We start from the raw sequence: 21,692 nt of genomic DNA, 5'->3' as shown, positions 1-21,692 counted from the left end.
TGGGGGAACCGTCTACAGCTCCATCGACGGGGCACCAGGGAGTGCAAAAATGGTAAAGAAGGTTGGTGGTAGTCAAGCGAACGGATTGCCGGGGAACGAACCCCCCGCATCGTCGTTTGGTCCTGGAGCCATGGAACTACCTGGAGGATATCCAGGTGCCGAATTTGGATTTAAGCCTGGGGAATTGGAACAGTTGAAGCTCAGCTTTATTCGTCCGGCCAAATTCCCGGTAGGCACGACAGTTCCCGACCGCGTTTACCGGGAAATTCTCCGGTGTGGGCCTGGAATTAGCAAATTCATTGAGGACGCCATTTTCTCCTTCGATGGGAGCTTCCCCGCCTTGGTTGGAGCCGCCGAACGCCTGTGCGATGAGCGCAAAAGCGCCCGATTTGAAACGGGTGTTAGAAGCATCAGCGGAAGGGTTTCGAAGGCCGCCTTAACTCGCCTACAAGAAATCGTCGTGGCGTTAAGGGAAATGCCCAATATGTCCCTGGCAAAGGCCCTGGGTGGCTTAATTCAACTAGCGCTTGATATTAAACGATAAGTTCTCTGGCTTACCGGTAGGTTGAAGACCGACTGTGGCCATTTCCATACACTAGCCGTAGGAGTTTCCATGAAGACGCTTTCCCCTTTATTTGCGCTGATCCTTGCTGGGGTGTTACACCTTGACGCGCAAACTGGGATGATTGTAAAAAAGCAAGGACATGCCCGGGCAGTCCATGAGCTGGATAGCTTGGAACTGCCCGAGCGTTACATGGTCCTTCCTGTCAGGGAAGATTTGCCCCCAAGAATAAAGAAACTAATTAGGATCTATCTACGGAAGGGTATTGCGCTGTTAGCAGAAGAATCTGATGTTAAGCGTGAAGAGGAATACCTATCACATTACCGAGACAAGACCTATGTGAAGTATATGTTGGTAAACAATCTTCGGAGCATTGTTGGCGAAAACGTCGAAGGGCTTGCGCGTGCCCAAGAAGGTGGCCGGAGCTTTGAAGAGATCAAGGAATTCGAAGCAAATGTGCTAAAGCTGAAGGGGCGCTTGGCAATTGCAGAAAAGTGGAAGCCTTGATATTTCTTCGGAGCAATTGTCTGGGACATTGTGGTCAGTGATAAGGGGCTCAGGCAGCACTATTAAAGGCGGTGCGCTGGATTGTAGCCCATGGTTTTCTTTGGGGTCTTTGACAGTTTAATAGCGATTTAACATACTCCGGTAGGCGCTGTGTATTGGCGTCTGCCGGGGTTTCTGGGCCGCGCCAATGAGGGGGGGGGCAACGTGGTGCTTCAGGCTGCCAACGCCTCTCTCGGCCTCAGCCAAAATCCAGATCAAGCATCTTGAAATGGCGCCATTTTGGCGCCATACTTAATCATGGACCAAGACCACCGAATCAATCTCCGTCTTCCCCTTGAGGAATTTCAAGAGATAGACAAGCTTCGTCGAAAGGAGCCCGGCAAAGTCTCCAGGAATGTCTGGATTGCTACTGCAATCAGGGAGAAACTGGAGCGGGACGCCGACAAGTTCACGGCTCAAAAGGGGGGCCGCCATGCATGACTTCTATGAGTTTTTCGCTGGCGGCGGAATGGCAAGGGCTGGCTTGGGGTCCGGATGGAATTGCCTATTCGCCAATGATTTCGACCACAAGAAGAGTGCCGTCTATGACCTGAATTGGGGCAAGGGCAAGCTCAAGACTTGCGATGTCCGCGCTATCCAGCCCGATTTGCTGCCTGGTCAAGCCGACCTCGTTTGGGCTTCCTTTCCATGCCAGGACCTTTCCCTTGCGGGCGCTGGTGCTGGCCTAAAGGGGGACAGATCTGGAACGTTCTGGCCCTTCTGGGATGTTGTTAAGGGTCTCGTCTCCCAGCGCCGAAGCCCGGGCATGATTGTGCTAGAGAATGTCTGTGGAACGTTGACCTCCCATAAGGGGAAGGATTTCGCAGCAATTTGCGATGCGTTTGCAAGAACCGACTATCGGTTTGGAGCGATGGTTATCGACGCTGTCCATTTCGTGCCTCATTCTCGTCCCAGGCTTTTCATAATCGGTGTTCGGGAAGGCTACCTGATCCCAGAGGGCTTAACAAGTGACGTGCCATCTAGTCTTTGGTGCCCAAAGGCATTGCAGGGAGCCTATGAAAACCTTTCCGATCAAGTTCGGCGGAAGTGGTTGTGGTGGAACCTGCCTTCCCCCCAACCACGCACGACAATCTTTGCCGATTTGGTGGAAGAGGAGCCAGCCAGTGTTCGGTGGCAGACCCCTACAGAAACACGTCAACTCCTTTCAATGATGAGTGACGTTAATCGCAAAAAGGTTGACCAAGCGAAAGCACTCGCAAAGAAGTCGGGGAGGCGGATTGTCGGCACAATCTACAAGCGGACAAGGCCGGATGAAGACGGCATCAAAGTGCAGAGGGCAGAGGTCCGTTTTGACGATGTGGCTGGGTGCTTGAGAACGCCATCTGGTGGGTCAAGCCGACAGCTAATTCTGGTTGTTGATGCGGCCAAAATTCGCTCCCGCCTAATCTCAAGCAGAGAAACCGCCCGTTTGATGGGGTTGCCAGAAAAATATACCCTTCCCGATAATTACAATGAGGCCTACCATTTAACCGGCGACGGGGTGGCCGTTCCGGTTGTTCGGTATATTGCGCAACACATCCTCGAGCCGTTGACAGCTGCCCAGGTGGTCGACTCTCGAGCGGTGGTATGAGTGCAATAATCCCTTGTTCACAGAACTCCGAGCTTCACGGTCTCATTGAGGCCTATGCTGAGACGTTGAAAACCGAGGCTCACAAGCTCGGTTCGCATGGGCTTTCAGAAAAGGATTTTTACAATAGTGGGTTGTTCCGTGGAGCAATAGAGTGCGTGCGCGGCCAGTTCTCCGCGACGATGCGAGGCAAGCGTGAGTTTGTCCAGCATGTGCTAAACCACATGCAGGACGGGGGGTATATCAAGAACTGGGAACCGGCAGGAGATGCAAATCGACATGACTACGTTGTTACTTTGCCTTCGGGTCGGATCGCCGCCATTGAGCTAAAGGGCGCACTGGACGGGAATAACACCAACATCTTTGAACGGCCACCCCAAGTTCATGAATTTATAATTTGGAGCGTTTCAACCAACGCCGGGGGAGATCCGCGCCATAATGCATGGTCTGGTATTCATACGCGCTTGAGTGCAGACATTATTTCGAGGGAACAGGTTGTTGACGGGGTTGTCATTTGGGATATGGGTTGCGGAACGGTTGGCCGCCCCTGTCCGAAGGTTCTAGAGGACTCAAGTCGGTCTACAGCTGCCGGTCCATTCATTCTTCCACCACCCTGCATCTATGTATTCCCCTCGACTGTCCCCCATCCAAAGCTAAACCCCAATCCAATGCCGCAGAAGCTAGCTGATGTCCACCTCCTAGATGCCTTCCATAGGTGCTTCCAAGGGGATGAAGCAGAAGTAAACTATGTTGACTTTCAGGTTGCCTACCGTGGAACCGATATCGTGAGGAAAACCCGGGTGGTCCGCAATGGAAAGACGCAAAAGGAATCACGAGCCACGGCAATCCGCCGGACGTGAGCCCACAATTTCCAATTTGCGCTCCCGGACGATGAGGGCCGTCAAATCCAAGAATACAGCCCCTGAGATGGCTGTTCGGAGGTTTCTGCATATGGCAGGGCTGCGCTTTCGCCTCCATGCCAAAGGTTTGCCAGGCACTCCGGACCTGGTTTTCCCTTCCCGACGAATCGCCCTGTTTGTCCATGGATGCTTCTGGCACCAGCACCCTGGATGCAAGCGAGCAAGAGTTCCATTGGAGAATCGAGAATACTGGCTTAGGAAGTTCAGTCGGAATCAAATTCGAGACAACGATGCTATTTCAGCGTTGGAGGCAATTGGGTGGACAGCGTTTTTCATCTGGGAATGTGACATCACAAAACCAGGGATGCTCCAAGAGCTTGCCGTCAGAATCAGGGAATTCCCGGCAGTTCTTGGGCATCAGAATGTTCAATCCTCGGGAACATCTTGAGTCCATGCCAATTCACCAAGCCGCCGTTCTGCAAGCCAAACAATCCTTTTGGCCTGGGTAAGCAAGGTTTTCCTCAGGCCCTTCTGCACCTGGCGTTCACTAATCACCTTCGCCAGGAGTGAAAGGGTCTCAGCCCTTCGGGAAAGTCTTGTGTCAGGATGCTTGCGCATCTCGTAAACCTCAGGACAAACGACTTTTCCCCGCCAACTTGGGGGCCGTTGAAAGCCGTTGTCCGCAACCGGGTTTGGATCTTTCTCATTCAATACAGCCTGGAAGTGGGATTCGCCCTTCAGGTGCTGAAAGATGTCGAATTCAAGCCAACTAAGGTGCGCCTTGGCCTGAGCATCTGAACCAACCAGTCCCTCATACTGGGCAAGAGGCCAAACCTCAATCTCATAAACCTCAAAAGGGTCCAAGACCTTCATCGCAACTGCGTCGGTTCTTTGATTGGTCAAATGTCTTCGAACTCTGGTCCGAAGCTTTTCATTCGTCTGTCCCACGTAAATGGGTTCGCCGTCATAGTCGAAAAATGCATACACCCCATACTTGTAGTTCCCCAGGATCGCAGGCAAGCCGGTGATGGGGTCATCAATCCGCATTTCCAAGAACTCGCTAAGCTTTCGTCGTAGCTGGACCGTCTCGAAGGGCGGCAGGGAGGAGGATTGGGATGCCATAGGTAGCATTTAATGATCATATCACCCTGAAGCCGTCATGCTCACCACACGCCCCTCATGAACCTTGAAGGACCTGTTTATGAACTGCCGTATATACGGTTCATTCCATGAGGAATGACAATTTTACTTCTTCGCAGTGATGCCCTTGACCCCGCAACGAGGTCTCCTATCACAGGGTCCAGGGCATTCCGCGATCTAGTCCATCATTCTCTTAGTGGCGACTGGCCACTCACCAGTGTTGAGCCCCCCTGGTTTGCTTCGGTTTACACCCGCTGAGTGCATCCTGCTCTTGCTGCCAAAAGAAGGCTTGTTTCATGGTCGTTTCATCGATGCCAAGGTAGATCATGTGATCTCCCTTAGTGAAGTGAATGAATCGTTCCTTCTTGAGTCGAATATGACCCGACCGGATTGCCGCGCGAACCATCGTTCCGAAAACTGTCTGGTTCAGGTGCTGGGGGTCTACGCCAGACAACTCACAGAAGGCAAGTCGAAAACGTTCAGCGGAAATGCTCGTCTGAGATGCTGGGGGAGGAAACAGAGCCAAGGTTTTCAGAAGAGAGGCCAGTTTCGCCTTCGCTTCCATTCGCTTCAGAGCCGCAACCCCAAGCGGAGGAACAGCGTCGACGGCACCGTCAAAGATGCCTCGTAGACATGCTTCCGGGATTGCGCGGCACGCCGGAAGGCGAAAAGAAAGACCTTCGAGGAACCCTTGCCCAGAGTTTCCTTTCCCAAGTGGTTGTCGCAGGAGTTTGATCGCATCGTGGGGAATGAGTCTGAAACAGGCAACAAGATCCGCCGCAACAATCTCAACTATCTTTGAAGCATCGTCCAAAGGCTGAATGTCAGCGAGGACGCTTTTCAAGTGGTTCTTCGCTTGCGTCATTCGTTGTCGATATGTCCCTTGAGCGGTAAGAAAGGCCTCAGACATTTTGGTCAGCATCTCAGCGTCCACCCACTCCTCAGGTTCAATCTCAAACAAGCCCCATCGATCATTCACGGCGTGGAATCCATTCCCAGCGCCAACAGGACCAAGGAATGGAGCAACCGCCATGGGTCCCAGGTAAAGCGAAACCCTCATCGCGGTTCCTGGGATCAATGTATTTGCGACGAAGTTGCGGTAAGTGACTCCCCGCTTGTGGGGAGGTAGACGAAATAGGGCGATGAACTCACCGCTGCTATTGGCAGTAAGAGGAGGGGGAAGGTCCGGGCTGAACCCCTTCCGTGCCAACACGGATTGAATGATCTTGACGGCGTTGGCCTTCCCATGAGCGTGGAACCGAACAGCGTAAATGAAGCCGTCGGGCAGAATCCCGAGCCCTGAACCTGATTTCAATTCTTGGATCGCCGTTGTCAGGTTGTCGCCGAAGTGGCGACCGTGTTGGTAATATTCAAGCGGATGCATGGGGCCAAACGTCAATGGGTTGAGGATAACCCACTGTGGCTCATGATGTTCGAGGGCTGAAAGGATTGCTATATCCTTGCTGTCGAGGTTGGTTTTCTTTTTAAGTATCACAAGATACTCCGTTGTGTTTTCGGTAATTTGGTTGGTGCCGGGTAGAGCAAGGCTGCCCCATGGCAACGGGGAAAGGCTGCATCATTGATGTGGCCACTGGCATACGGTTCCATCAGCCTGCTGAGGATGTTTAAGTTCCAACGGCGCTGTCTGATAGATCTTTGTCGTGCTGGTGTAGAGGACACTATCTGTTCTCTTCTACTAAAACCCAAAAGCTTCAGTAAACAGATGCAATCCTCTGCATGTTGGGAGAAGGGTGTCCTAGGCGGCTCCTGGTTTATCCCTGCCTCCCAACAATGGCTCAGGCACTGTGGGAAGCGGATGGTCTATGACCCAGCGATCGAAATTATCCCCACCGACTACATTAGAGATTCCTCCATAGTGTATGGTGTGCGCCGCTGTGCGCTGGAACTTCCGGATCGGCAATGCCTCGATCTTGATAGCGGTTGTGAGGGCAACGCAAAATCGGTGTTTGGTGCAATCTCCTTCCTGTAGGTCATAAAGGGGCAAGAAGGCGTTGTAGAGGGCATCTGCGGAAACATGAGCCGTGGGTTCACAGAAATCCACATGGAACCGTAGGAAGCCAAGGAAGTGCCTTAAACAGGCCTTTACATGGGTCTTTCGGGCTTCCTGTTCCCATCGGATGATTCCGTAACTCGGCACTGACATTGCGCCCCACTCGAGGGCTTCGATCAGGTCTGATGCTTCCCATGGAAAGGGGGCACCCGTCGCGCCATCGATACAGCAGGCATTCCAGCTTTTCTTGTTCCATGGCAGCTTGGCCCGTTTGTCGAGGTCTTCAACGGCCAAGGCCCTCTCGATCAGGTTGCGCTTTCGGTTCCAGCCAAACTCGTATAGCGGTTCGGTCAAGTAGCGAAGGGCGGTCTCAATGGGAAGCAGAAGGTAGGCCGTGAGGTGGGACGCAATCTTTGCGAGAGTTGACCGCCCGCCATTCCCAGACTTGCTTACAGCCCCAATGCGAATGGCCATTCGAACGTAGTTGCGCCCTGCATACTCCCGGTCCTCAAGTCTGCCGGGATGGGTAAGGAAGGGCCGGTTCTCGGCTACAACATCAATTCCCCCCAGGTCAAATCGTGTGACTTGTCCCACGGGCCTATAATTCTCAGGGTCAACGAGAGGAAGGCGGTCATCCATATCGAGGGGCTCTTTCCCGTCCCATAGGACCCAGAGGCCTTTTTTCATGACGTAAAGTTCATAGATGCTTCCATCGGGATGGATAGATCCAGGAAGGACAGAGTTCCACGGCATGAGGTCATACGCGCCCACTGGGCTAAGTTTTGATCCCTTTCGGGAGCCCCTCCTTGGCTGTTCGGGATGTGGACGCCGGAACCAAAGGTGACAACGATGCGCTTCATCATTCCGTCGAGTCATTAGGCCAGTGAATGGCGACAGATCAAGCCCATGGTCTTGGCTGTCCAGGTCTAGAACCTCAATCCCCAATGGGTTATGGCCAGGGAGCGCAGCAAGGTAGGCGACCCGCCCAAGGTTGTATCCATTGGTCATCACTTCGATTGCATGGTCCGCATCTTTGGTAAGGGAACGGCTGACAGAACCAAAGGCAGGTTTCTTACCTTGCTTGCTTAGCGCCATTGGTGGGGATCCACAGCGGAAAAGCTCTTTCATCAATGGCCCAAACCGAGTCTTTCTCCATTCGGTTAGGTAGTCGGTTTCAACAGTCAAAGGATCCTCTCTGCAAAAGGGCAACCATCCGATCCCCATCTAGTGATTGAGGCCACGGCACGCGATATTCTGCCTGCACGACTGGGGGCTAAGGCGATCAAACGCTAATATGGGATTTCGGCTAGGCCTCTAATGGTTCATTTTTGAGTTCAAAGCCAAGCACGATTGCCTGCTTCAGGTTTATTTACCACCGCTGGAATCGTGTCGGCTTCCCCGTATCATTTTGCTAAACAACTTATATCTAAATAAAGCAACAAGGGTAGATATGAACAATATTTGGGATCGGCCATTTTCTGATGCCTGCTAATGCTGAACACACAAAATGCGATAGAGACTGGCAGGCATTTGCACTGAAACAACAATAAACTTACTTATACCAGCATTAAGGCAGAAAGTGTTGTCTTAAGATGCTCAAATATTAATAAATAATTAAATTGTGAACGGGGATTGGCTTGCTAATCCTCCCGTCCCTGGAATCTATGGTGACCACCCCTAGGGCCTAAGGTGGGTCTTGGTGGCCAGCGGCAAACCCGCTCCCCTACACGCTTTCAGCCAATATTTGTTGTGGCGTCTTGGTGACGGCCTTCTCGGAATCAGAGTAATATTGAGGCTCACTTGAGGGTGTTCTCTGGTCCTTGGAATTGGGATTCAAACAGATAAAGCCAATCCCCATAGAGGATTCGGCTTGGCTTCGAACATCAGCCTGTCGGATTTGAACCGACGACCTTTCGCTTACAAGGCGAGTGCTCTACCCCTGAGCTAAGGCGGCTGGGCAGCCAGTATAGCCTGGGGCCCTCCCGCGAGGAACGGACCCCGGCCGGGGCCGGGGTCCGGTGCGATTCCCATTCCCTACGGCGAAAACCCGGCTAAGCTTTCTGCCTAACCCCCCATATCCCCGGCCGGAGACACGTCTTCGGGACCGGAATTTTCCAGGAGGCCACCGTGACAGCCATCATCTGGGACCAGCGGCTGGAGACGGGCTGGGCCGAACTTGACGAGCAGCACCGGACCCTCATCGACACCTTCAATCGCCTGTGCGCCCTGGCGGGGCGCGCGGAACCCAACCCTGACGAGCTGGAGGGGTGCCTGGGCTTCCTGCTGGAGTTCACGCTGGTGCATCTGGAAATGGAACAGGAGCTCATGGTGCGCCACGGCTATCCCTTCGAGGCCGAGCACCGGCAGCTGCATTCGGCCCTGGTCCAGGACCTGGAGCGCATCGTGGATGCTTTCCAGAGGGGCGCGAGGGGCCTCGATCCGGTTACCCTGGAGTACCTGGATGATTGGCTTCAAAGCCACATCCGGAAGGAGGATTTCCGGCTGGCGGATTTCCTGCGAAGCGCGCAACCGCAGACGAGAGGGCAGCAATGAACGCCAATCACGAAACCTGGTTCACCGAGTTCCGCACCCGTGCCAAGGGCCTGGCCCGGCACATCGTGCTTCCCGAAGGCGTCGACGACCGCACCCTCAAGGCCGCCCACAGCCTGCTCCAGGACGGCATCTGCCGCGTCACCGTGCTGGGCGACCCCGCGCGCATGACGGCCCGCGCCGCGGAGCTGGGCCTCTCCCTCCAGGGCGCGGAGCTGCGCGATCCCGCCACGGATCCCGAGACGCCCGAACTGGCCGGGGCCTTCTTCGAGGCCCGCAAGCACAAGGGCATGACCGAGGCCAAGGCCATGGAGACCATCCGGATGCCCCTCTACTTCGGCGGCATGATGGTCAGGCTGGGCAAGGCCGACGGCTTCGTGGCCGGCGCCCTGAACACCACCGGCGAGACCGTGCGGGCCTGCCTGCTCACCATCGGCTGCGCCAAGGGCATCAAGACCGTATCCTCCGCCTTCCTCATGATCCATCCCGACCCCGCCTTCGGCGAGCGCGGCGCCATGATGTTCGGCGACTGCGCCGTCCTGCCCGATCCCGATGCCGAACAGCTGGCGGAGGTGGCCATCGCGTCCGCCGACAGCGCCAAGGCCATGCTGGGCGTGGAGCCCAAGGTGGCCATGCTCTCCTTCAGCACCGCCGGCAGCGCCGAGCATCCCCTGGTGGACAAGGTCCGCGGCGCCCTCGCCAACGTCCGCGAACGCCGCCCCGGGCTCCAGGTGGACGGCGAGATCCAGTTCGACGCCGCCATGATCCCCGCCATCGGCCAGAAGAAGTTCCCCGGCTCCGCCGTCGCCGGCAAGGCCAACGTCCTCGTCTTCCCCGACCTGAACGCGGGCAACATCGGCTACAAGATCGCCGAGCGCTTCGGCGGCTGCAGCGCCAACGGCCCCTTCCTGCAGGGCCTGGCCAAGCCGGGCAACGACCTGAGCCGGGGTTGCACGGCGGAGGACATCGTCAACACGGTGATCCTGACGGTCCTGCAGACGGCCATCTGAAGCCGGCCCCCTGTCCCCTCAGTGGGCCAGGGCCCTGCGCAGGGCGGCTTCCACGACGGGCGCCACGACGGCGTAGCCCGCGGCGTTCGGGTGGAGCCCGTCGTCGGCCAGGGCGCGCTTGAGCTGGCCGCGGCCGTCCACGGTGGCCGCGTGGAGATCCGCCAACTCCAGGCGCTTGCGCTCGCAGTGGGACCGGATCCATTGGTCCAGGGCCCGGATGCGGTCCAGGGGCCGCGTGACGAAGTAGTCCCGGGAGGCCTCGGTGTCGTTGTGGACGGGCAGGACGGTGCAAAGGACGGGACGGATCCCGTTGGCCACGGCCAAGTCGGCCATGGAGGCGAGATTGGCCTCGATGTCCTCGAGGGCGATGGGGCCTGTGTTGCCGGCGATGTCGTTGGTCCCCGCCAGGATCACGACCGCACGGGGGTGCAGGGCCACGACGTCCTGCTGAAAGCGCAGGAGCATCTGGCCAGTGGTCTGGCCGCTTATGCCGCGATTCACGTAGGGCCGCCCTGGAAAGCTCGCCGCCAGGTCCCAGATGTCGGTGATGGAGTCGCCCAGGAACACCACGCGGTCCTCCCCGGGGCGGGGCGCCTTGAGCCTGGCGTTGGCGTCCCGGTAGCGCGCCCGTTGGCCCCAGTCATCCATCAGCTCGGCCTGGATGGACCTGCGCCATTCCTGGAGGTGGCGTCTCGCCGTGGCCAGGGTCTCGGCGGGGTTCGGGGGAGGCGCCTGGCCGGAGAGGGAGGGAGCCGCGAGGGCGGTCAGGCACATGAGGGTACGCCAGTTCGGCATGGGGACTCCGGGCAAGGACCCGTTCCGGAAAGGAACGAACGGGCTTTCCTCGCTTCCAGTATCCCTAAGGTGCCGACACATCGGGAGCTACCGTTTTTTCAGGAATGGGACATGCTAGTGCTGATCCTTGGAGCGGGCCATGAAGGGCAACAACGTTGTCGCGGTCGCGATGCTCGCGACCCTGGGCGCCATCCCGGGCTGGTCCCGGGACGCATCCCGGTCCCCCCTTCGGATGGTGACCCAGGATCCGGACTACCGTCTGGAATTCTTCCCTCGCTTCTTCGCGGAAGGGCAGCGGCCCCTGGCACTCGCCCTGGGCGGAGGGGCGGCGAAGGGCATCGCCCACCTGGGCGTCCTCCAGCGCCTCCAGGAGGAGGGCCTACCCGTGTCCGGAATCGCGGGGACGAGCATGGGGGCCCTGGTGGGGTCCATGTACGTCACGGGCTACTCCGGGTTCGCCATCCAGTCGGTGCTCGAGGAGGTGGACCTGGGGGCGCTGCTCCTGGACCGGCAGCATCGGATTCCCGGAAAGACCCTGTGGGAGCAGGAGAATGAACGGGTCACCTTCCTGAGCCTCGAAGTGGAGCCCGGCCATGGGGTGGTGTTCTCGCCGGGCACGTCCTCGGGCTACGAGCTCAAGCTCGCCCTCCAGATCCTCCTGGGCCGGGGGGCCCTGGGCGCCGACGCTTCGTTCGACCATCTGCGGGTCCCTTTCCGGGCCGTGGCCTCGAACCTGCAGACCGGGCGCGCCACGGCCCCCGACGGGGGCGAGCTGGCCACCGTCGTGCGGGCCTCCATGAGCGTCCCGGGCCTGTTCTCCCCCGTGATCCTGGGCGACCACCAGCTCGTGGACGGGATGCTGGTCCAGAACCTTCCGGTGGAGACGGCGCGGTCCCTGGTTCCTTCCGCGCTCGTGATGGCCGTGGAAGTGGGGAAGGGGCTCGACGAGGTGCGCCAGAACTCGATCCTGGGCCTGGCCTTCAGGTCCCTGGACGTCAGCATCGAGGAACGGACCGAGATCAGCCGGAAGGCGTCGGACATCCTGGTGCGGCCGAACACCGACCCCATCGAATACCTGGAGTTCCACAAACAGGTGCGCCTTGCCGTGGAGGAGGGCCGCCGTGCGTTCGACCAGCGCCTGGAGGCGCTTGAAGGCGGCCTGTACGGTCCGGACGGAAACCTGCCGGCTCCCACGGGGCCCCTGGCCATCGAGGGCCCGGAGGAACTCGGCCCGCGCCTGCGCGCCCTGGTCCAGGACAACCTGCCGGATGGCCCCCGCCTCCGGCGCCACTACGGGCGCCTCCTTCGACGACTGCTCGCCTCCGGGATCGTGAGCCAGGCTGAAGTGCGCTTCCCGCCGGAGGGTCCCCGGCTGGCCGTCACGGCCCAGCCCGTGCTCGACACGGTGGAGCTCCAGGCACCCGGTTCCTGGAGGGACCTGGCCCGGCAGCATCTGGAGGAGGAGGGCCTTCGGCCGGGGGCCCGGTGGAACCCCATGGCCCTGGGACGTGCGCTGGACCATTTCTATCTGACGGCCCTTCTCCGGGGGCACCCCATGATCACCTTCCAGGGGACCGGGTTCGATTCCGGGGCGCGGACGTTGCGGGTGAAGGTCCAGGAGTTCCACCCTGAGCGCATCCGGGTTCAGCCGGGCATCCTCCCGCCGGCCCAGACCCGGTACCTGCAACGGGTGTTCGCGCCCTACGAGGACGCGCCCACGGATGCGCGGACCTTCGCCCGGGACCTTGGCCTGGCCGAGCGCCGCCTGGGCCTCAAGGAATTGAGGCTGGAGAAGGGGGAGGGTCCCGGGCGCGCACTTCGGGTGACGCCGGTGCCGGACAACCGCACCATCATCGACGCGGTCTTCGCCTACGAGAGCACCTGGCAGGCGCAGGGGGCCCTGAGCATCCAGGCCAACCGCGTGTTCGGGACGGAATTCGGCCTTGGCGCCCGGGGATCGGCCAACGCGATCCAGACGGCCCTGGCCCTGGACCTGTCGCGCCCGCTGGGCGCGTGGCCACGCATCGGCTGGAGGATCACCGGGGCCGAAACCGCCCTGCGCCTGCGCCCCGAAACGCTGCGATTCCCGTTCACCCCCTCGACCCTGCCGGTGTCCATGGCGAACCGGACCCTGCGGGAACGCAGCCTGGGACTCGGCCTTTTCGCCCGCGTCGGCATGGATGACCGCGGGCTCCTTTCCCTGGACTACAGCCACCGCTGGAACGACATCCAGCCTGCGCCACAGGTGCGGGGCAACGGATCGCTGGACCAGGCGCAGGCGATGTTCGAATGGGACAGTTTCGATCGCTACCTCTTTCCGACCCAGGGACTGCTGCTTCGCATGAAGGTGGCCGAGGGACGCCAGACCGCCCTGGACCCCGCTGCGGGAACGCGCACGTACCAGGCCGCCTACCTGCGCCTGAGGCACCTCTGGCCCCTGGGGGCCTGGGCCAGCCTGGAAGGGGACCTGGAAACGGGCCTCGGGTGGAACCTCCCGCTGGCCCGGTGGTACAGCACGGGGGGGCCCGCCTTTTTCGCGGGCACCTCCAGCGGCACGCTTTTCACGCCCAATTTCGCGGCCTTCCGCCTGGGGCTCCCCCTGAAGGTCGGCAACGCGTTCGGGGTGAATTTCCAGATCTGCCCCCGGGTGGATGTCGGCTACCTGGGAGCCGGCAGTCCTGGCCAGCTCACCTCGGCCCCCCTGGTGCGCGGGGCCGGCGCCAGCCTGCGTTCCGAGATCGGCCGCTGGTTCTGCGAGGTGGCCGTGGGCCGGTGGTTCCTGCCCGGCGGCAGCCCCTTCGAAAAGACCCGGGTGAGCGTCCTGCTGGGGGCCCATCCCCTGGATCTCTGGAGGAACCCTTGAATCCGCGTCCTCCCTTTCCCTCCCAGCCGTTCATGGCGGCCTGGTCCCCCCTTCTGCGCCTGTTCCAGGGCATGCTCCGGCGAGGTCCCGGCAGCGAAACGTCCACCCTGCGGGCCCTCGGCCTCTGCCCGCTCCCGCCCCGCCCCGGCGTCGCCGACCTCGCGTGCGGGGCCGGCGCGTCCACCCTCCTCCTGGCGGAGGCCCTCCAGGTTCCCATCCTGGCCCTGGACGCCGATGGGGGCGCCCTGGACACCCTCTGGGCGGAAGCCGAGGCCCGGGGCCTCCTCCCCCGGGTCCTGCCCCGGTGCGCGGACATGGCCGCTCCGGGCCTCCCGCCGGAGAGCCTCGACCTGCTCTGGTCCGAGGGAGCCATCGCCCACCTGGGCTGGGCCCCGGGGCTGGCGCTCTGGAAGGACCTGGTGCGTCCAGGGGGCGTCCTGGCCATTACGGACGCCACCTGGTTCGAGGCGGATCCCCCGGAGGAGGCCCGGCGCCTTTGGGCCGAGTGGTATCCGGGCATGGGCGACGAGGCCGCCAACCTCGCCGCGGCCCGGGACCTGGGCCTGGAGGTCCTCGGCCACTTCCGCCTGCCCCGCGAGGATTGGTGGGACTACTACGGGGCCGTGGAACACCAGTGCCGCCTCCATGAAGGGACCCCCGGCCTGGAGGCGATCATCGCCGCCCAGCGGTCCGAGATCGAGACCTACCGCCGAGCGGGCCACAGCTACGGGTACACCTTCTACGTCCTGGGGAAGCCCCGGGTCGGTTGACCTCGTCCCCCACCCGCAGGGTCCACCTGGGATACCCCATGCTGGCCCAAAGCCTTCAGGGGTTCCCGGGTCCCGGGAGGCCGAGATCCTTCAGAGGCACGCAATCACCTTCGGGCGTAAGCCAGTGTTTGGCCGGATCCGCCCTGAGGGCTCCGAGGGCGGGCGGTCGCAACCTCGACAACTTCCCGGTGCGGGGATCGAGCAGGTAATACTCCATCCAGGCCCAGGCTTCTTTTTCGGCTTCGGAATAGATCCGGGCCACCGGTGCGTACCGGCATCCCAGGCTCCGCTCCTGGCGCCTGCGTTCCTCCACGAACGCCGAATCGATCCCGGAGTGCCGCATGACCGCGATCAGGGCGCCTCCGGAGGCCTGGGGATAGACCAGGATCTTCCAGGGGAAGGAAAGGCAGGAGATCTTCATGACCCCGGCCGGGGCCGCGCCCCGGCCGGGGGTCGAGTCCAGGGATTTCAGATAGGGACCATCCACCTGGGGCCAAGGAACCTCCAGAGATTCCAGGGATCGGGTCCTGACGTCAAACACATGGAGGTGGCCCGCCCGTGCATTGACCAGGAGGATGTGATCGCCCAACGGGAACGTTTGGTCCACCAAGGGGAAGGCATTCATTTTACCCAGGGCTTCCTCCACCCTGGCTGGATACGAATAGACCCGTTCCGGCTTGCCGGGGCGGGCGGGGTCGTACACCTCCGCGAGCACTGCGATCTCCGGGCCTTTGTTCAGATTCATCTCGAGGTTCACGGCCCCGCTGGACGTCATGGGGGGACGGCTGGTCGGGCAGATGAGCAAAATGTGACCGTCCGCTAGGATTTCAAATTGGGAAAACAGGCGATTGGAAATGAAATGGTCACGCCAGATTCCGGTGGCGGAATCAAGGATCCGGATATTCCGTCCCACGCGGGCGAAGAAGTGTCCCCGTCTCCATTTCAAGCCAGCGTAGGCGGGGCCGCGCTCGCACCTGGGGATGGAACCCAATTCGGTGGCTTCCAATCGGGGCCTTCCCGGTTCGCCCACAGGCCGGAACAGGCCGTACCCATCGTGGTGGGCCAGGAAAAGGGTCGACCCATCCCACGCCGCATCCAGGTCGGGGATGCCTTGGTAGTCGGGTGCCGTGTATGTGACATCCGTCATCTCGAAAGGCTTGGGTGTTCCAAGGTAGCTTCTTGAAATGGCCTTCGGGATGAGCAAGGTTCCAGGGATGAGAAGGGCGGGCAGGATTGAAGGGAATTTCTGCATGGGTATTCCGATTCAGTGGGAACCAAGGCGAATATGTGTGTGGCCATCGCCTGCATCTTTGTCTGGTTGACGCTCTTGCCGGCCTGTTCGGGGCGTGTCGGTTACTTCGGCGAAAAGCCAAACGCTGGGTGTTCCCGGCGCCTGTGGTTCAGGCAATGCAATCCCACCATTCCACTGGAATGCCTGGTTGTGCCGGCGCTGACGGGAGGAACCGGGACCGCACAGCCGTTACGAACATTCCATCGCCAAGGGGAGCCTCAACTGGGGTCCATGAGCGGCTCCGTGGTCATCGGCCCGGGGTGTCCCTAGGCTTTTCCCAGGAGTGCCCCGGCCCCATGAATGTCGCCAATCCCATCTACGATGCCGTCTTCAAGTTCCTCCTCGACGACGAGCGGATCGCGCGGATGCTGCTTTCCGCACTAATGGGGCGGGAGGTGATGGAGCTTTCCTTCGTGCCCACCGAAACCCGGGAGCCCGTGACGGGGCAGGACGGCACCAGCCTCCTGGTCCTGCGCATGGATTTCGCCGCCCGGGTCCGCATGGAGGATGGCAGCTGCAAGCTGGTGCTCATCGAGATCCAGAAGGCGCGCGACACCTCGGACATCCAGCGATTCAGGCGGTACCTGGGGACCAGCTATGCCGATCCCAGGAACGTGTACCGGGATGCGGAGGGCGTGGAGCGGCCCCTGCCGATCTTCACCATCTATTTCCTGGGCGAAGGCCTGAAGGGGCTGGACATGCCCGTCCTGAAGGTGGACCGGCGCTGCTGGGACCCGGCCACCGGCGATGAGGTGCGGGTCACGGACCCGTTCGTGGAGGGGCTCACGCACGATTCGGTCATCATCCAGATGAACCGCCTGAAAGACCGGCGCAGGACGGACCTGGAGCGGCTCCTGGAGGTGTTCGACCAGGGCGTCGCTTCCCACACGGACCCGCACTTCCTGGACATCCTGGAGGTGAACTTCCCGGAGCGGTACCGGGACGTGCTTCGAAGGCTCATGCTGGCCTGCGCCGAGCCGGGCCTCCGGGTGAAGATGGACCTGGAGGACGAGATCCTCCATGCCTTCCAGGAACGGGCGAGGGAGGCCGCTGACCTGCGGCTGTCCATCTCGCGCCGGGACCGGGAACTGGAGGCCAGCGCGCGGGTGATCGAAGACCGGGACCGGGTCATCGAAGACCGGGACCGGGTCATCGAAGACAAGGACCGCGCCCTCGATGAGAAGGACCGCGCACTCGATGAGAAGGAGCGTGCCCTTGGTGAGAGGGACCGCGCCCTCGGGGAGAAGGACCGCCTCATTCTCGAACTGACGCGCCGCCTGGGGGATTCCGGGCCCGCCTAGAGGTCCCTCACCGCCTCCACCAGCTGGTCCAGGGCCTTGCCCCAGCCTTCCTGGAAGCCCATGGCGGCGTGGGCCTCCCGGTCGGCCGCATTGCGGTGCATGGCGACGGCGCGGTACAGGGTGCCCGCGCCATGGGCCTCAAGGGTGATGACGGCGGTGATGGTGGGGCCGTGGGGACCGGGGTCCGCGGGGCGGAAGCCGGGGGCCAGGGCGTTGGTCCAGACGAGCCGCTCGTGGGGAACCACGTCAAGCCAGGTGCCGGTCATGGGGAAGTCCTCCCCTTCGGGCGATCGCATCACGACTTTGAAGATGCCGCCGGGGTGGGGTTCAAGCTCGCAGGCCACCGTCTTCCAGGGGGCCGGGGTGAACCACTTCAGGGCCAGGGCGGGGGTGGTCCAGGCCCGCCAGATGAGGGCCCGGTTCAAGGGAACGACCCGTTCGAAGACGAGGTCGAGATCGGGGTCGGGAGCGTGCGGCATGGCAGGCCTCCTGGGTGGCACCCGAAAGCTTACTAGCGGATGAGGTGCTGCCTCAACACCGCCTTCACCTCCTCGGTGGGCTCGCTCTCCATGGCCAGGGCCATGGCCTCCCGGGCCTCCTGGGAGTTCAGGGCGGCCAGCGCCTTGGCCGCGGCGATGCGGATGCCCACGGGCTCGCGGCCCTTGAACAGGCCTTTCTTCTGGAAGAGCTCCTGGAGGGGCTTGACGGATTCGCTTCCCGGAATGCGGCCCAAGGTTTCCACCACCCTCAGGCGCAGGCGCTGGACGTCCTCGCCGGCGGCCTTGTCCGGGGTGAGGAGGCGCAGGACGGCGGGAAGGGCGGCGGGCTCGCCCAGGTCGCCGATGAGGTTGAGGGTCTCCAGCTGCGCGGCCACGTCGGAGTCCGCGAGGGTCTCCGCCAGGGCCATGGCGGCCGCGGGCTTCCCGGCCAGGGCGGCCACCGAATTCACGGCGGTGCGGCGCACGCGCATGTCCTGGTGGCTGATGGCCAGGAGCATGTCGGGCAGGACGGCCTTGTCGCCGGCCTGGGCCAGGAGCATGAGGGCCGCGTCCACCATGTGCCAGTGGGAGGAGGCCAGCTGTTCCTGCAGCACCGGCACGGCGCGTCTGCCGATGGCGCGCAGGGCCTCGATGAGGTGGGTGCGGTGGCTGGGGTCCTCTTCGATCTCCAGGCTCACGGCGAGGTGGGCCGCGGCGGGGGTGCCGATGAGGGCGAGGATGGCGTGCACCTGGGGGATCGGGAGCCCCGCGCCCTTCTGGAAGAGCAGGGGCACCAGGAGCGCGATGTTGGACGAACTGCCCAGGCGCGCCAGGAGGTCGCGCATGAGCTGGGGCTTCCAGGCCGCCGCGCCCACGCTGGGGTAGGCCAGGTCGCCCAGGTTGCGCATCTCGTTGTGCAGGGCCGTGAAGTTCCCGGCGGGGATCCACCGGTTGAGGATCGCCTCCACCGTGTGGGCGCACCACTGGGCCACGAGCTGGTCGTTCTCCGCCGAAAGGCGGTAGCGGGCCGAAGCCAGCATGCGGTTCTCCAGGTCCAGGGGCAGCCCGGTGTCGGGGAGCCCCTCGGCGAGGTTGGCAAGGATCTCGGTGCCGTGGCGGCGCACGGATTCCTGGGGGCTGCTGAACTCCTCCTCCAGCTGCGCGAGCATGGAGCGGATGTCGTCCACGCGTTTGCCGCGGATGAGCTGGCGCCCCAGGGTCATGACGAGGTGGGGGTCCAGCTTGTGGATGGCGTGGCGTTCCAGGCTCATGTGCAGCTTGGTGTCGGTGCCCTGGCATTCCCACTGGATGGCTTCCTTGAAGTCCTCCACCTCCTGCATGCCCCAGCCCTCGAACTGCAGGCGCCCGCGGATGGCGTCCAGGGAGAGTTCGCGGTCCGGCACGCACTGCATCAGGGCGACGGTGAGCAGGGCCAGGTCGAACATGGAGGGGCGGTGGGTGACGTGCGTCTGCGCCACGGCCTGGGCCAGGAGCTCGGGCGCCAGGAAGTCCAGGGCGCGGCGCAGGGCGTGCTCCCCGGGCGGGAAGCCCGGAAGGCCCAGGAGGATGTTGCCCTGGTCCCCGGGCTCGAATTCCGCGAAGGCCTTGCGCAGGGCGTCCCGCACCGTGCCGGGGTCCATGGCCTCCAGCATGAGCCGGGCGCCGGCGCCCGCCATGCAGGCGTAGCTGGGCATGGTGAACCCGAAGCGCTTGAGGGAATCCCGGTGGTCCACCCCCCAGGGGGACCGGGGTCCGGCTTTGTCCACAGACGTGGTGGCCGAAAGCGCCTGACGGAAGAGTTCGGAAAACTCGTCCCGCAGGGCCGCGGGGGAGGGCGGCGCCGGGGCGGATGGGACGGGCCGCGGGGCGGGAGCCGGTGGGGCCTCGTCGGGAAGCTCCACCAGCTCCTCCAGCTCGCGCGGCACCTGCACCCGGGCCAGTTCCTCGGGGGTGAGGGGGGCGGGCTCCGGGAAGGCCAGGGGGACCGTGGGAGGCAGCGGACCGGGGTCTCCGGAGGGGCCGGCGGAAACCCAGGGGATGGGGTCGAAGGTGTCCGGGATGACGCTGGGCACGCTCCGCTCGGGGGCGGCGAACATGCGCTCCCAGTCCAGTTCCACGTCCGACGCCCGCAGCGGGGTGGGGACCCGGGGGGGCGGCAGTTCCTCCTTGGGCAGCACGCGCAGCAGGCCGTCGTCGGGCAGGAGGGAGGCGGCGCCGCCCATTTCCGACACCCGCTGGGGCCGCATCTGCAGGATGAAGAGCAGGGTGCGGATCTCCTCGGGATCCATGCCGGGGACCAGTTCGATGCCGCCGATATCCCGGGCGTCCATTTCCCGGGCCAGGGCCATGGCCGCATTGGGCGCCCCGGTGACGGGCTCGTCCTGGCAGGAGAAGCCCACCCCGGTGGTCACCAGGCGGATGGTTCCGAGTCCGGCCAGGAGCGAGGGCAGGTAGTCCTCCAGGTCCGCTTGGCTCTTCAGGGCCAGGGGGTGGTCCGGGGCATGGTGCAGCTGCGCCCGGAGAGCCTGGTGGAGGAGCTCGATGAGACGGGTAAGCGACTTTGGAGCGGGCATGGCCTCCCCGTAGGCGAACGTTTCCCAGAGATGGGTAGTAAAATATTAATGCACTTTCCCGGCCATGGGGGTTTTGTCTATGGCTCGCAGCGGAAGATGAGGCTGGTGTTGATTCCGCCGAAGGCGAAATTGTTGTTCATGAAGATGGGCCCGCGGGGGACCCGGCCTTCGCCCTGGAGGTAGTCCAGGGGACCGCAGCGCTCGTCGACGTCCACCAGGTTGAGGGTGGGCGCAACCCATCCCGAGCGGGTCATGTGGATGCCCAGCCAGGCCTCGATGGCCCCGCAGGCGCCCAGGGTGTGGCCCAGGTAGCTCTTGAAGGAGGTGATGGGCACGGCGCGGCGGAAGGTCTCCCAGGTGGCCCGGCTCTCGGCGATGTCGCCGTGCTCCGTGGCCGTCCCGTGGGCGTTCACCCAGTCCACGGCCTCCGGGTCGAGGCCGGCGTCCCGCAGGGCCGTGGCCATGGTGGCGGCCATGGTGGGCATCTGGGGCTGGGTGATGTGCGCGCCGTCGGAGTTGGTGCCGAAGCCCAGGATCTCGGCGTGGATGCGGGCGCCCCGGGCCAGGGCCCGCTCCCGTTCCTCCAGCACGAAGGTGCAGGCGCCTTCGCCGAGCACCAGCCCGTCCCGGTTCCGGTCGAAGGGCCGGGGCGTGAGGTGGGGCTCGCCGTTGCGGAGGCTGGTGGCGAACAGCGTGTCGAAGACCGCCGCGCTGCAGAAGGTGAGCTCGTCGGAGCCGCCGGCGACCATGGCGTCCTGCATGCCGTACTTGATGGACTCGTACGCGTAGCCCAGTCCCTGGGTCGAGGAGGTGCAGGCGCTGCTCGTGGGGATCACCCGCCCCGTGAAGCCGAAGAAGAGACCGATGTTCACCGCGGCGGTGTGGCTCATGAACTGGATGTAGCCGGTGGCGCTGATGCTCGAGGAACCTTCGGCCGACAGGGCCGAGCCCAGCGAAAGGATCGGCTCGAGGCTGCCCGAGGAGGAGCCGTAGGCCACCCCCATGCGGCCGCCGGTGACGAAGGGGTCCCCGGTCAGGCCCGCGTCCTCCATGGCCAGTTCCGTGGCCCGCACCCCAAGGAGGGCCACCCGGCCCATGGAACGGGTCAGCTTGCGGGGGTAGCGGGCCGGGGCGGCGAAGTGCGGGATGGGGGCGCCGAGGCGGGTCTGGAGGCTGGGGTAGGCGTCCCACTCCGGCATGGCGATCACCGCGCTGCGGCCTTCGCGAAGGCGCGGCTCCACCGTGCCCCAATCGTCGCCCAGGGCGGTGACGGCTCCCATTCCTGTGACTACCACGCGTCGTTCCAAGCCATGCCTCCATGAGCCAGCCTGGTTCCAGGCCATGGCCGTTCGG

At 62.4% G+C, this 21,692-nt stretch carries 18 protein-coding genes and 1 tRNA gene; 10 read left to right on the top strand and 9 right to left on the bottom strand.

Annotated features, from left to right (window positions below; all coding sequences use genetic code 11):
• The first annotated feature begins 49 nt into the window (after positions 1-49).
• The 5 genes from ACZ5LB_RS12065 to ACZ5LB_RS12045 all read left to right on the top strand — a co-directional run bounded on the left by ACZ5LB_RS12065 (position 50) and on the right by ACZ5LB_RS12045 (position 4,004).
• Positions 50-544: a hypothetical protein gene (locus ACZ5LB_RS12065; RefSeq protein WP_464602471.1), complete on the top strand. Its 495-nt coding sequence runs from the start codon at positions 50-52 to the stop codon at positions 542-544.
• A gap of 69 nt (positions 545-613) precedes the next feature.
• A complete protein-coding gene (locus ACZ5LB_RS12060) occupies positions 614-1,069 on the top strand; it encodes a hypothetical protein (RefSeq protein WP_464602470.1) in 456 nt (151 codons plus the stop codon).
• A gap of 472 nt (positions 1,070-1,541) precedes the next feature.
• On the top strand, positions 1,542-2,699 hold the full coding sequence (locus tag ACZ5LB_RS12055) for a DNA cytosine methyltransferase (RefSeq protein WP_464602469.1): 1,158 nt from the start codon (positions 1,542-1,544) through the stop codon (positions 2,697-2,699).
• Positions 2,696-3,556 (top strand): hypothetical protein, encoded by an 861-nt coding sequence (locus ACZ5LB_RS12050; protein ID WP_464602468.1) that lies wholly within the window; start codon positions 2,696-2,698, stop codon positions 3,554-3,556. Before ACZ5LB_RS12055 ends, ACZ5LB_RS12050 begins: the two co-directional genes overlap by 4 nt.
• A complete protein-coding gene (locus ACZ5LB_RS12045) occupies positions 3,507-4,004 on the top strand; it encodes a very short patch repair endonuclease (protein WP_464602467.1) in 498 nt (165 codons plus the stop codon). Before ACZ5LB_RS12050 ends, ACZ5LB_RS12045 begins: the two co-directional genes overlap by 50 nt.
• Here the strand turns inward: ACZ5LB_RS12045 and ACZ5LB_RS12040 are convergent.
• The 4 genes from ACZ5LB_RS12040 to ACZ5LB_RS12025 all read right to left on the bottom strand — a co-directional run bounded on the left by ACZ5LB_RS12040 (position 3,983) and on the right by ACZ5LB_RS12025 (position 8,664).
• Positions 3,983-4,603 carry a GIY-YIG nuclease family protein gene (locus ACZ5LB_RS12040; protein ID WP_464602466.1) on the bottom strand — a complete coding sequence of 207 codons (621 nt, stop codon included), beginning with the start codon at positions 4,601-4,603 and terminating at the stop codon, positions 3,983-3,985. The genes ACZ5LB_RS12045 and ACZ5LB_RS12040 overlap by 22 nt on opposite strands.
• Positions 4,604-4,907: 304 nt before the next feature.
• On the bottom strand, positions 4,908-6,191 hold the full coding sequence (locus tag ACZ5LB_RS12035) for a hypothetical protein (RefSeq protein WP_464602465.1): 1,284 nt from the start codon (positions 6,189-6,191) through the stop codon (positions 4,908-4,910).
• 261 nt (positions 6,192-6,452) lie between these two features.
• The gene (locus tag ACZ5LB_RS12030) at positions 6,453-7,478 is read right to left on the bottom strand and encodes a hypothetical protein (protein ID WP_464602464.1); all 1,026 of its coding nucleotides are present in this window, start codon (positions 7,476-7,478) and stop codon (positions 6,453-6,455) included.
• A gap of 1,111 nt (positions 7,479-8,589) precedes the next feature.
• Positions 8,590-8,664, bottom strand: a tRNA-Thr gene (locus ACZ5LB_RS12025).
• Between the two features lie 170 nt (positions 8,665-8,834).
• On the opposite strand from ACZ5LB_RS12025, the gene ACZ5LB_RS12020 reads away from it, so the two are divergent.
• Positions 8,835-9,260 carry a bacteriohemerythrin gene (locus ACZ5LB_RS12020; RefSeq protein WP_464602463.1) on the top strand — a complete coding sequence of 142 codons (426 nt, stop codon included), beginning with the start codon at positions 8,835-8,837 and terminating at the stop codon, positions 9,258-9,260.
• Positions 9,257-10,267: a phosphate acetyltransferase gene (gene pta, locus ACZ5LB_RS12015; protein ID WP_464602462.1), complete on the top strand. Its 1,011-nt coding sequence runs from the start codon at positions 9,257-9,259 to the stop codon at positions 10,265-10,267. Before ACZ5LB_RS12020 ends, pta begins: the two co-directional genes overlap by 4 nt.
• Positions 10,268-10,285: 18 nt before the next feature.
• On the opposite strand, the gene ACZ5LB_RS12010 is transcribed toward pta, so the two are convergent.
• Positions 10,286-11,062 carry a GDSL-type esterase/lipase family protein gene (locus ACZ5LB_RS12010; protein WP_464602461.1) on the bottom strand — a complete coding sequence of 259 codons (777 nt, stop codon included), beginning with the start codon at positions 11,060-11,062 and terminating at the stop codon, positions 10,286-10,288.
• Positions 11,063-11,201: 139 nt separating this feature from the next.
• Between ACZ5LB_RS12010 and ACZ5LB_RS12005 the strand changes: the two genes are divergently transcribed.
• Together ACZ5LB_RS12005 and ACZ5LB_RS12000 are read left to right on the top strand one after the other, a co-directional pair.
• Positions 11,202-13,925, top strand: a complete 2,724-nt coding sequence (locus tag ACZ5LB_RS12005; protein WP_464602460.1) for a patatin-like phospholipase family protein — start codon at positions 11,202-11,204, stop codon at positions 13,923-13,925.
• Positions 13,922-14,695, top strand: coding sequence for an SAM-dependent methyltransferase (locus ACZ5LB_RS12000; RefSeq protein WP_464602459.1), 774 nt, complete (start codon positions 13,922-13,924; stop codon positions 14,693-14,695). The genes ACZ5LB_RS12005 and ACZ5LB_RS12000 overlap by 4 nt, the downstream gene beginning before the upstream one ends.
• Before the next feature lie 55 nt (positions 14,696-14,750).
• Here ACZ5LB_RS12000 and ACZ5LB_RS11995 read toward each other — a convergent pair whose 3' ends face one another.
• The gene (locus ACZ5LB_RS11995; protein ID WP_464602458.1) at positions 14,751-15,947 is read right to left on the bottom strand and encodes a hypothetical protein; all 1,197 of its coding nucleotides are present in this window, start codon (positions 15,945-15,947) and stop codon (positions 14,751-14,753) included.
• Between the two features lie 335 nt (positions 15,948-16,282).
• Here ACZ5LB_RS11995 and ACZ5LB_RS11990 point away from each other — a divergent pair, with 335 nt between their 5' ends.
• Entirely contained in the window at positions 16,283-17,287 is a 1,005-nt protein-coding gene (locus ACZ5LB_RS11990) for an ATP synthase subunit B family protein (protein WP_464602457.1), read from the top strand.
• Here the strand turns inward: ACZ5LB_RS11990 and ACZ5LB_RS11985 are convergent.
• The 3 genes from ACZ5LB_RS11985 to ACZ5LB_RS11975 all read right to left on the bottom strand — a co-directional run bounded on the left by ACZ5LB_RS11985 (position 17,284) and on the right by ACZ5LB_RS11975 (position 21,682).
• Positions 17,284-17,766, bottom strand: a complete 483-nt coding sequence (locus tag ACZ5LB_RS11985; protein ID WP_464602456.1) for an SRPBCC family protein — start codon at positions 17,764-17,766, stop codon at positions 17,284-17,286. The genes ACZ5LB_RS11990 and ACZ5LB_RS11985 overlap by 4 nt on opposite strands.
• Before the next feature lie 32 nt (positions 17,767-17,798).
• Positions 17,799-20,339, bottom strand: coding sequence for a HEAT repeat domain-containing protein (locus ACZ5LB_RS11980; RefSeq protein ID WP_464602455.1), 2,541 nt, complete (start codon positions 20,337-20,339; stop codon positions 17,799-17,801).
• 77 nt (positions 20,340-20,416) lie between these two features.
• Positions 20,417-21,682 carry a beta-ketoacyl-ACP synthase gene (locus ACZ5LB_RS11975; RefSeq protein ID WP_464602454.1) on the bottom strand — a complete coding sequence of 422 codons (1,266 nt, stop codon included), beginning with the start codon at positions 21,680-21,682 and terminating at the stop codon, positions 20,417-20,419.
• Between the last annotated feature and the right edge of the window lie 10 nt (positions 21,683-21,692).

The sequence above is a fragment of the Mesoterricola sp. MK458 genome, assembly GCF_055384935.1.
The sequence above is the reverse complement of the archived record's forward strand: the minus strand, read 5'-3'. Positions and strand labels throughout refer to the sequence as shown.

What these genes read in the sequence shown, in the direction of transcription:
- ACZ5LB_RS12005 (WP_464602460.1), top strand. Translation starts at nt 11,202, where the DNA reads ATGAAGGGCAACAACGTTGTCGCGGTCGCGATGCTCGCGACCCTGGGC.
- ACZ5LB_RS11985 (WP_464602456.1), bottom strand. Translation starts at nt 17,766, where the DNA reads ATGCCGCACGCTCCCGACCCCGATCTCGACCTCGTCTTCGAACGGGTC.
- ACZ5LB_RS12065 (WP_464602471.1), top strand. Translation starts at nt 50, where the DNA reads ATGGTAAAGAAGGTTGGTGGTAGTCAAGCGAACGGATTGCCGGGGAAC.
- ACZ5LB_RS12010 (WP_464602461.1), bottom strand. Translation starts at nt 11,062, where the DNA reads ATGCCGAACTGGCGTACCCTCATGTGCCTGACCGCCCTCGCGGCTCCC.
- pta (WP_464602462.1), top strand. Translation starts at nt 9,257, where the DNA reads ATGAACGCCAATCACGAAACCTGGTTCACCGAGTTCCGCACCCGTGCC.
- ACZ5LB_RS12040 (WP_464602466.1), bottom strand. Translation starts at nt 4,603, where the DNA reads ATGCGGATTGATGACCCCATCACCGGCTTGCCTGCGATCCTGGGGAAC.
- ACZ5LB_RS12050 (WP_464602468.1), top strand. Translation starts at nt 2,696, where the DNA reads ATGAGTGCAATAATCCCTTGTTCACAGAACTCCGAGCTTCACGGTCTC.
- ACZ5LB_RS12055 (WP_464602469.1), top strand. Translation starts at nt 1,542, where the DNA reads ATGCATGACTTCTATGAGTTTTTCGCTGGCGGCGGAATGGCAAGGGCT.
- ACZ5LB_RS12060 (WP_464602470.1), top strand. Translation starts at nt 614, where the DNA reads ATGAAGACGCTTTCCCCTTTATTTGCGCTGATCCTTGCTGGGGTGTTA.
- ACZ5LB_RS11995 (WP_464602458.1), bottom strand. Translation starts at nt 15,947, where the DNA reads ATGCAGAAATTCCCTTCAATCCTGCCCGCCCTTCTCATCCCTGGAACC.
- ACZ5LB_RS11980 (WP_464602455.1), bottom strand. Translation starts at nt 20,339, where the DNA reads ATGCCCGCTCCAAAGTCGCTTACCCGTCTCATCGAGCTCCTCCACCAG.
- ACZ5LB_RS11975 (WP_464602454.1), bottom strand. Translation starts at nt 21,682, where the DNA reads ATGGCCTGGAACCAGGCTGGCTCATGGAGGCATGGCTTGGAACGACGC.
- ACZ5LB_RS11990 (WP_464602457.1), top strand. Translation starts at nt 16,283, where the DNA reads ATGAATGTCGCCAATCCCATCTACGATGCCGTCTTCAAGTTCCTCCTC.
- ACZ5LB_RS12045 (WP_464602467.1), top strand. Translation starts at nt 3,507, where the DNA reads ATGGAAAGACGCAAAAGGAATCACGAGCCACGGCAATCCGCCGGACGT.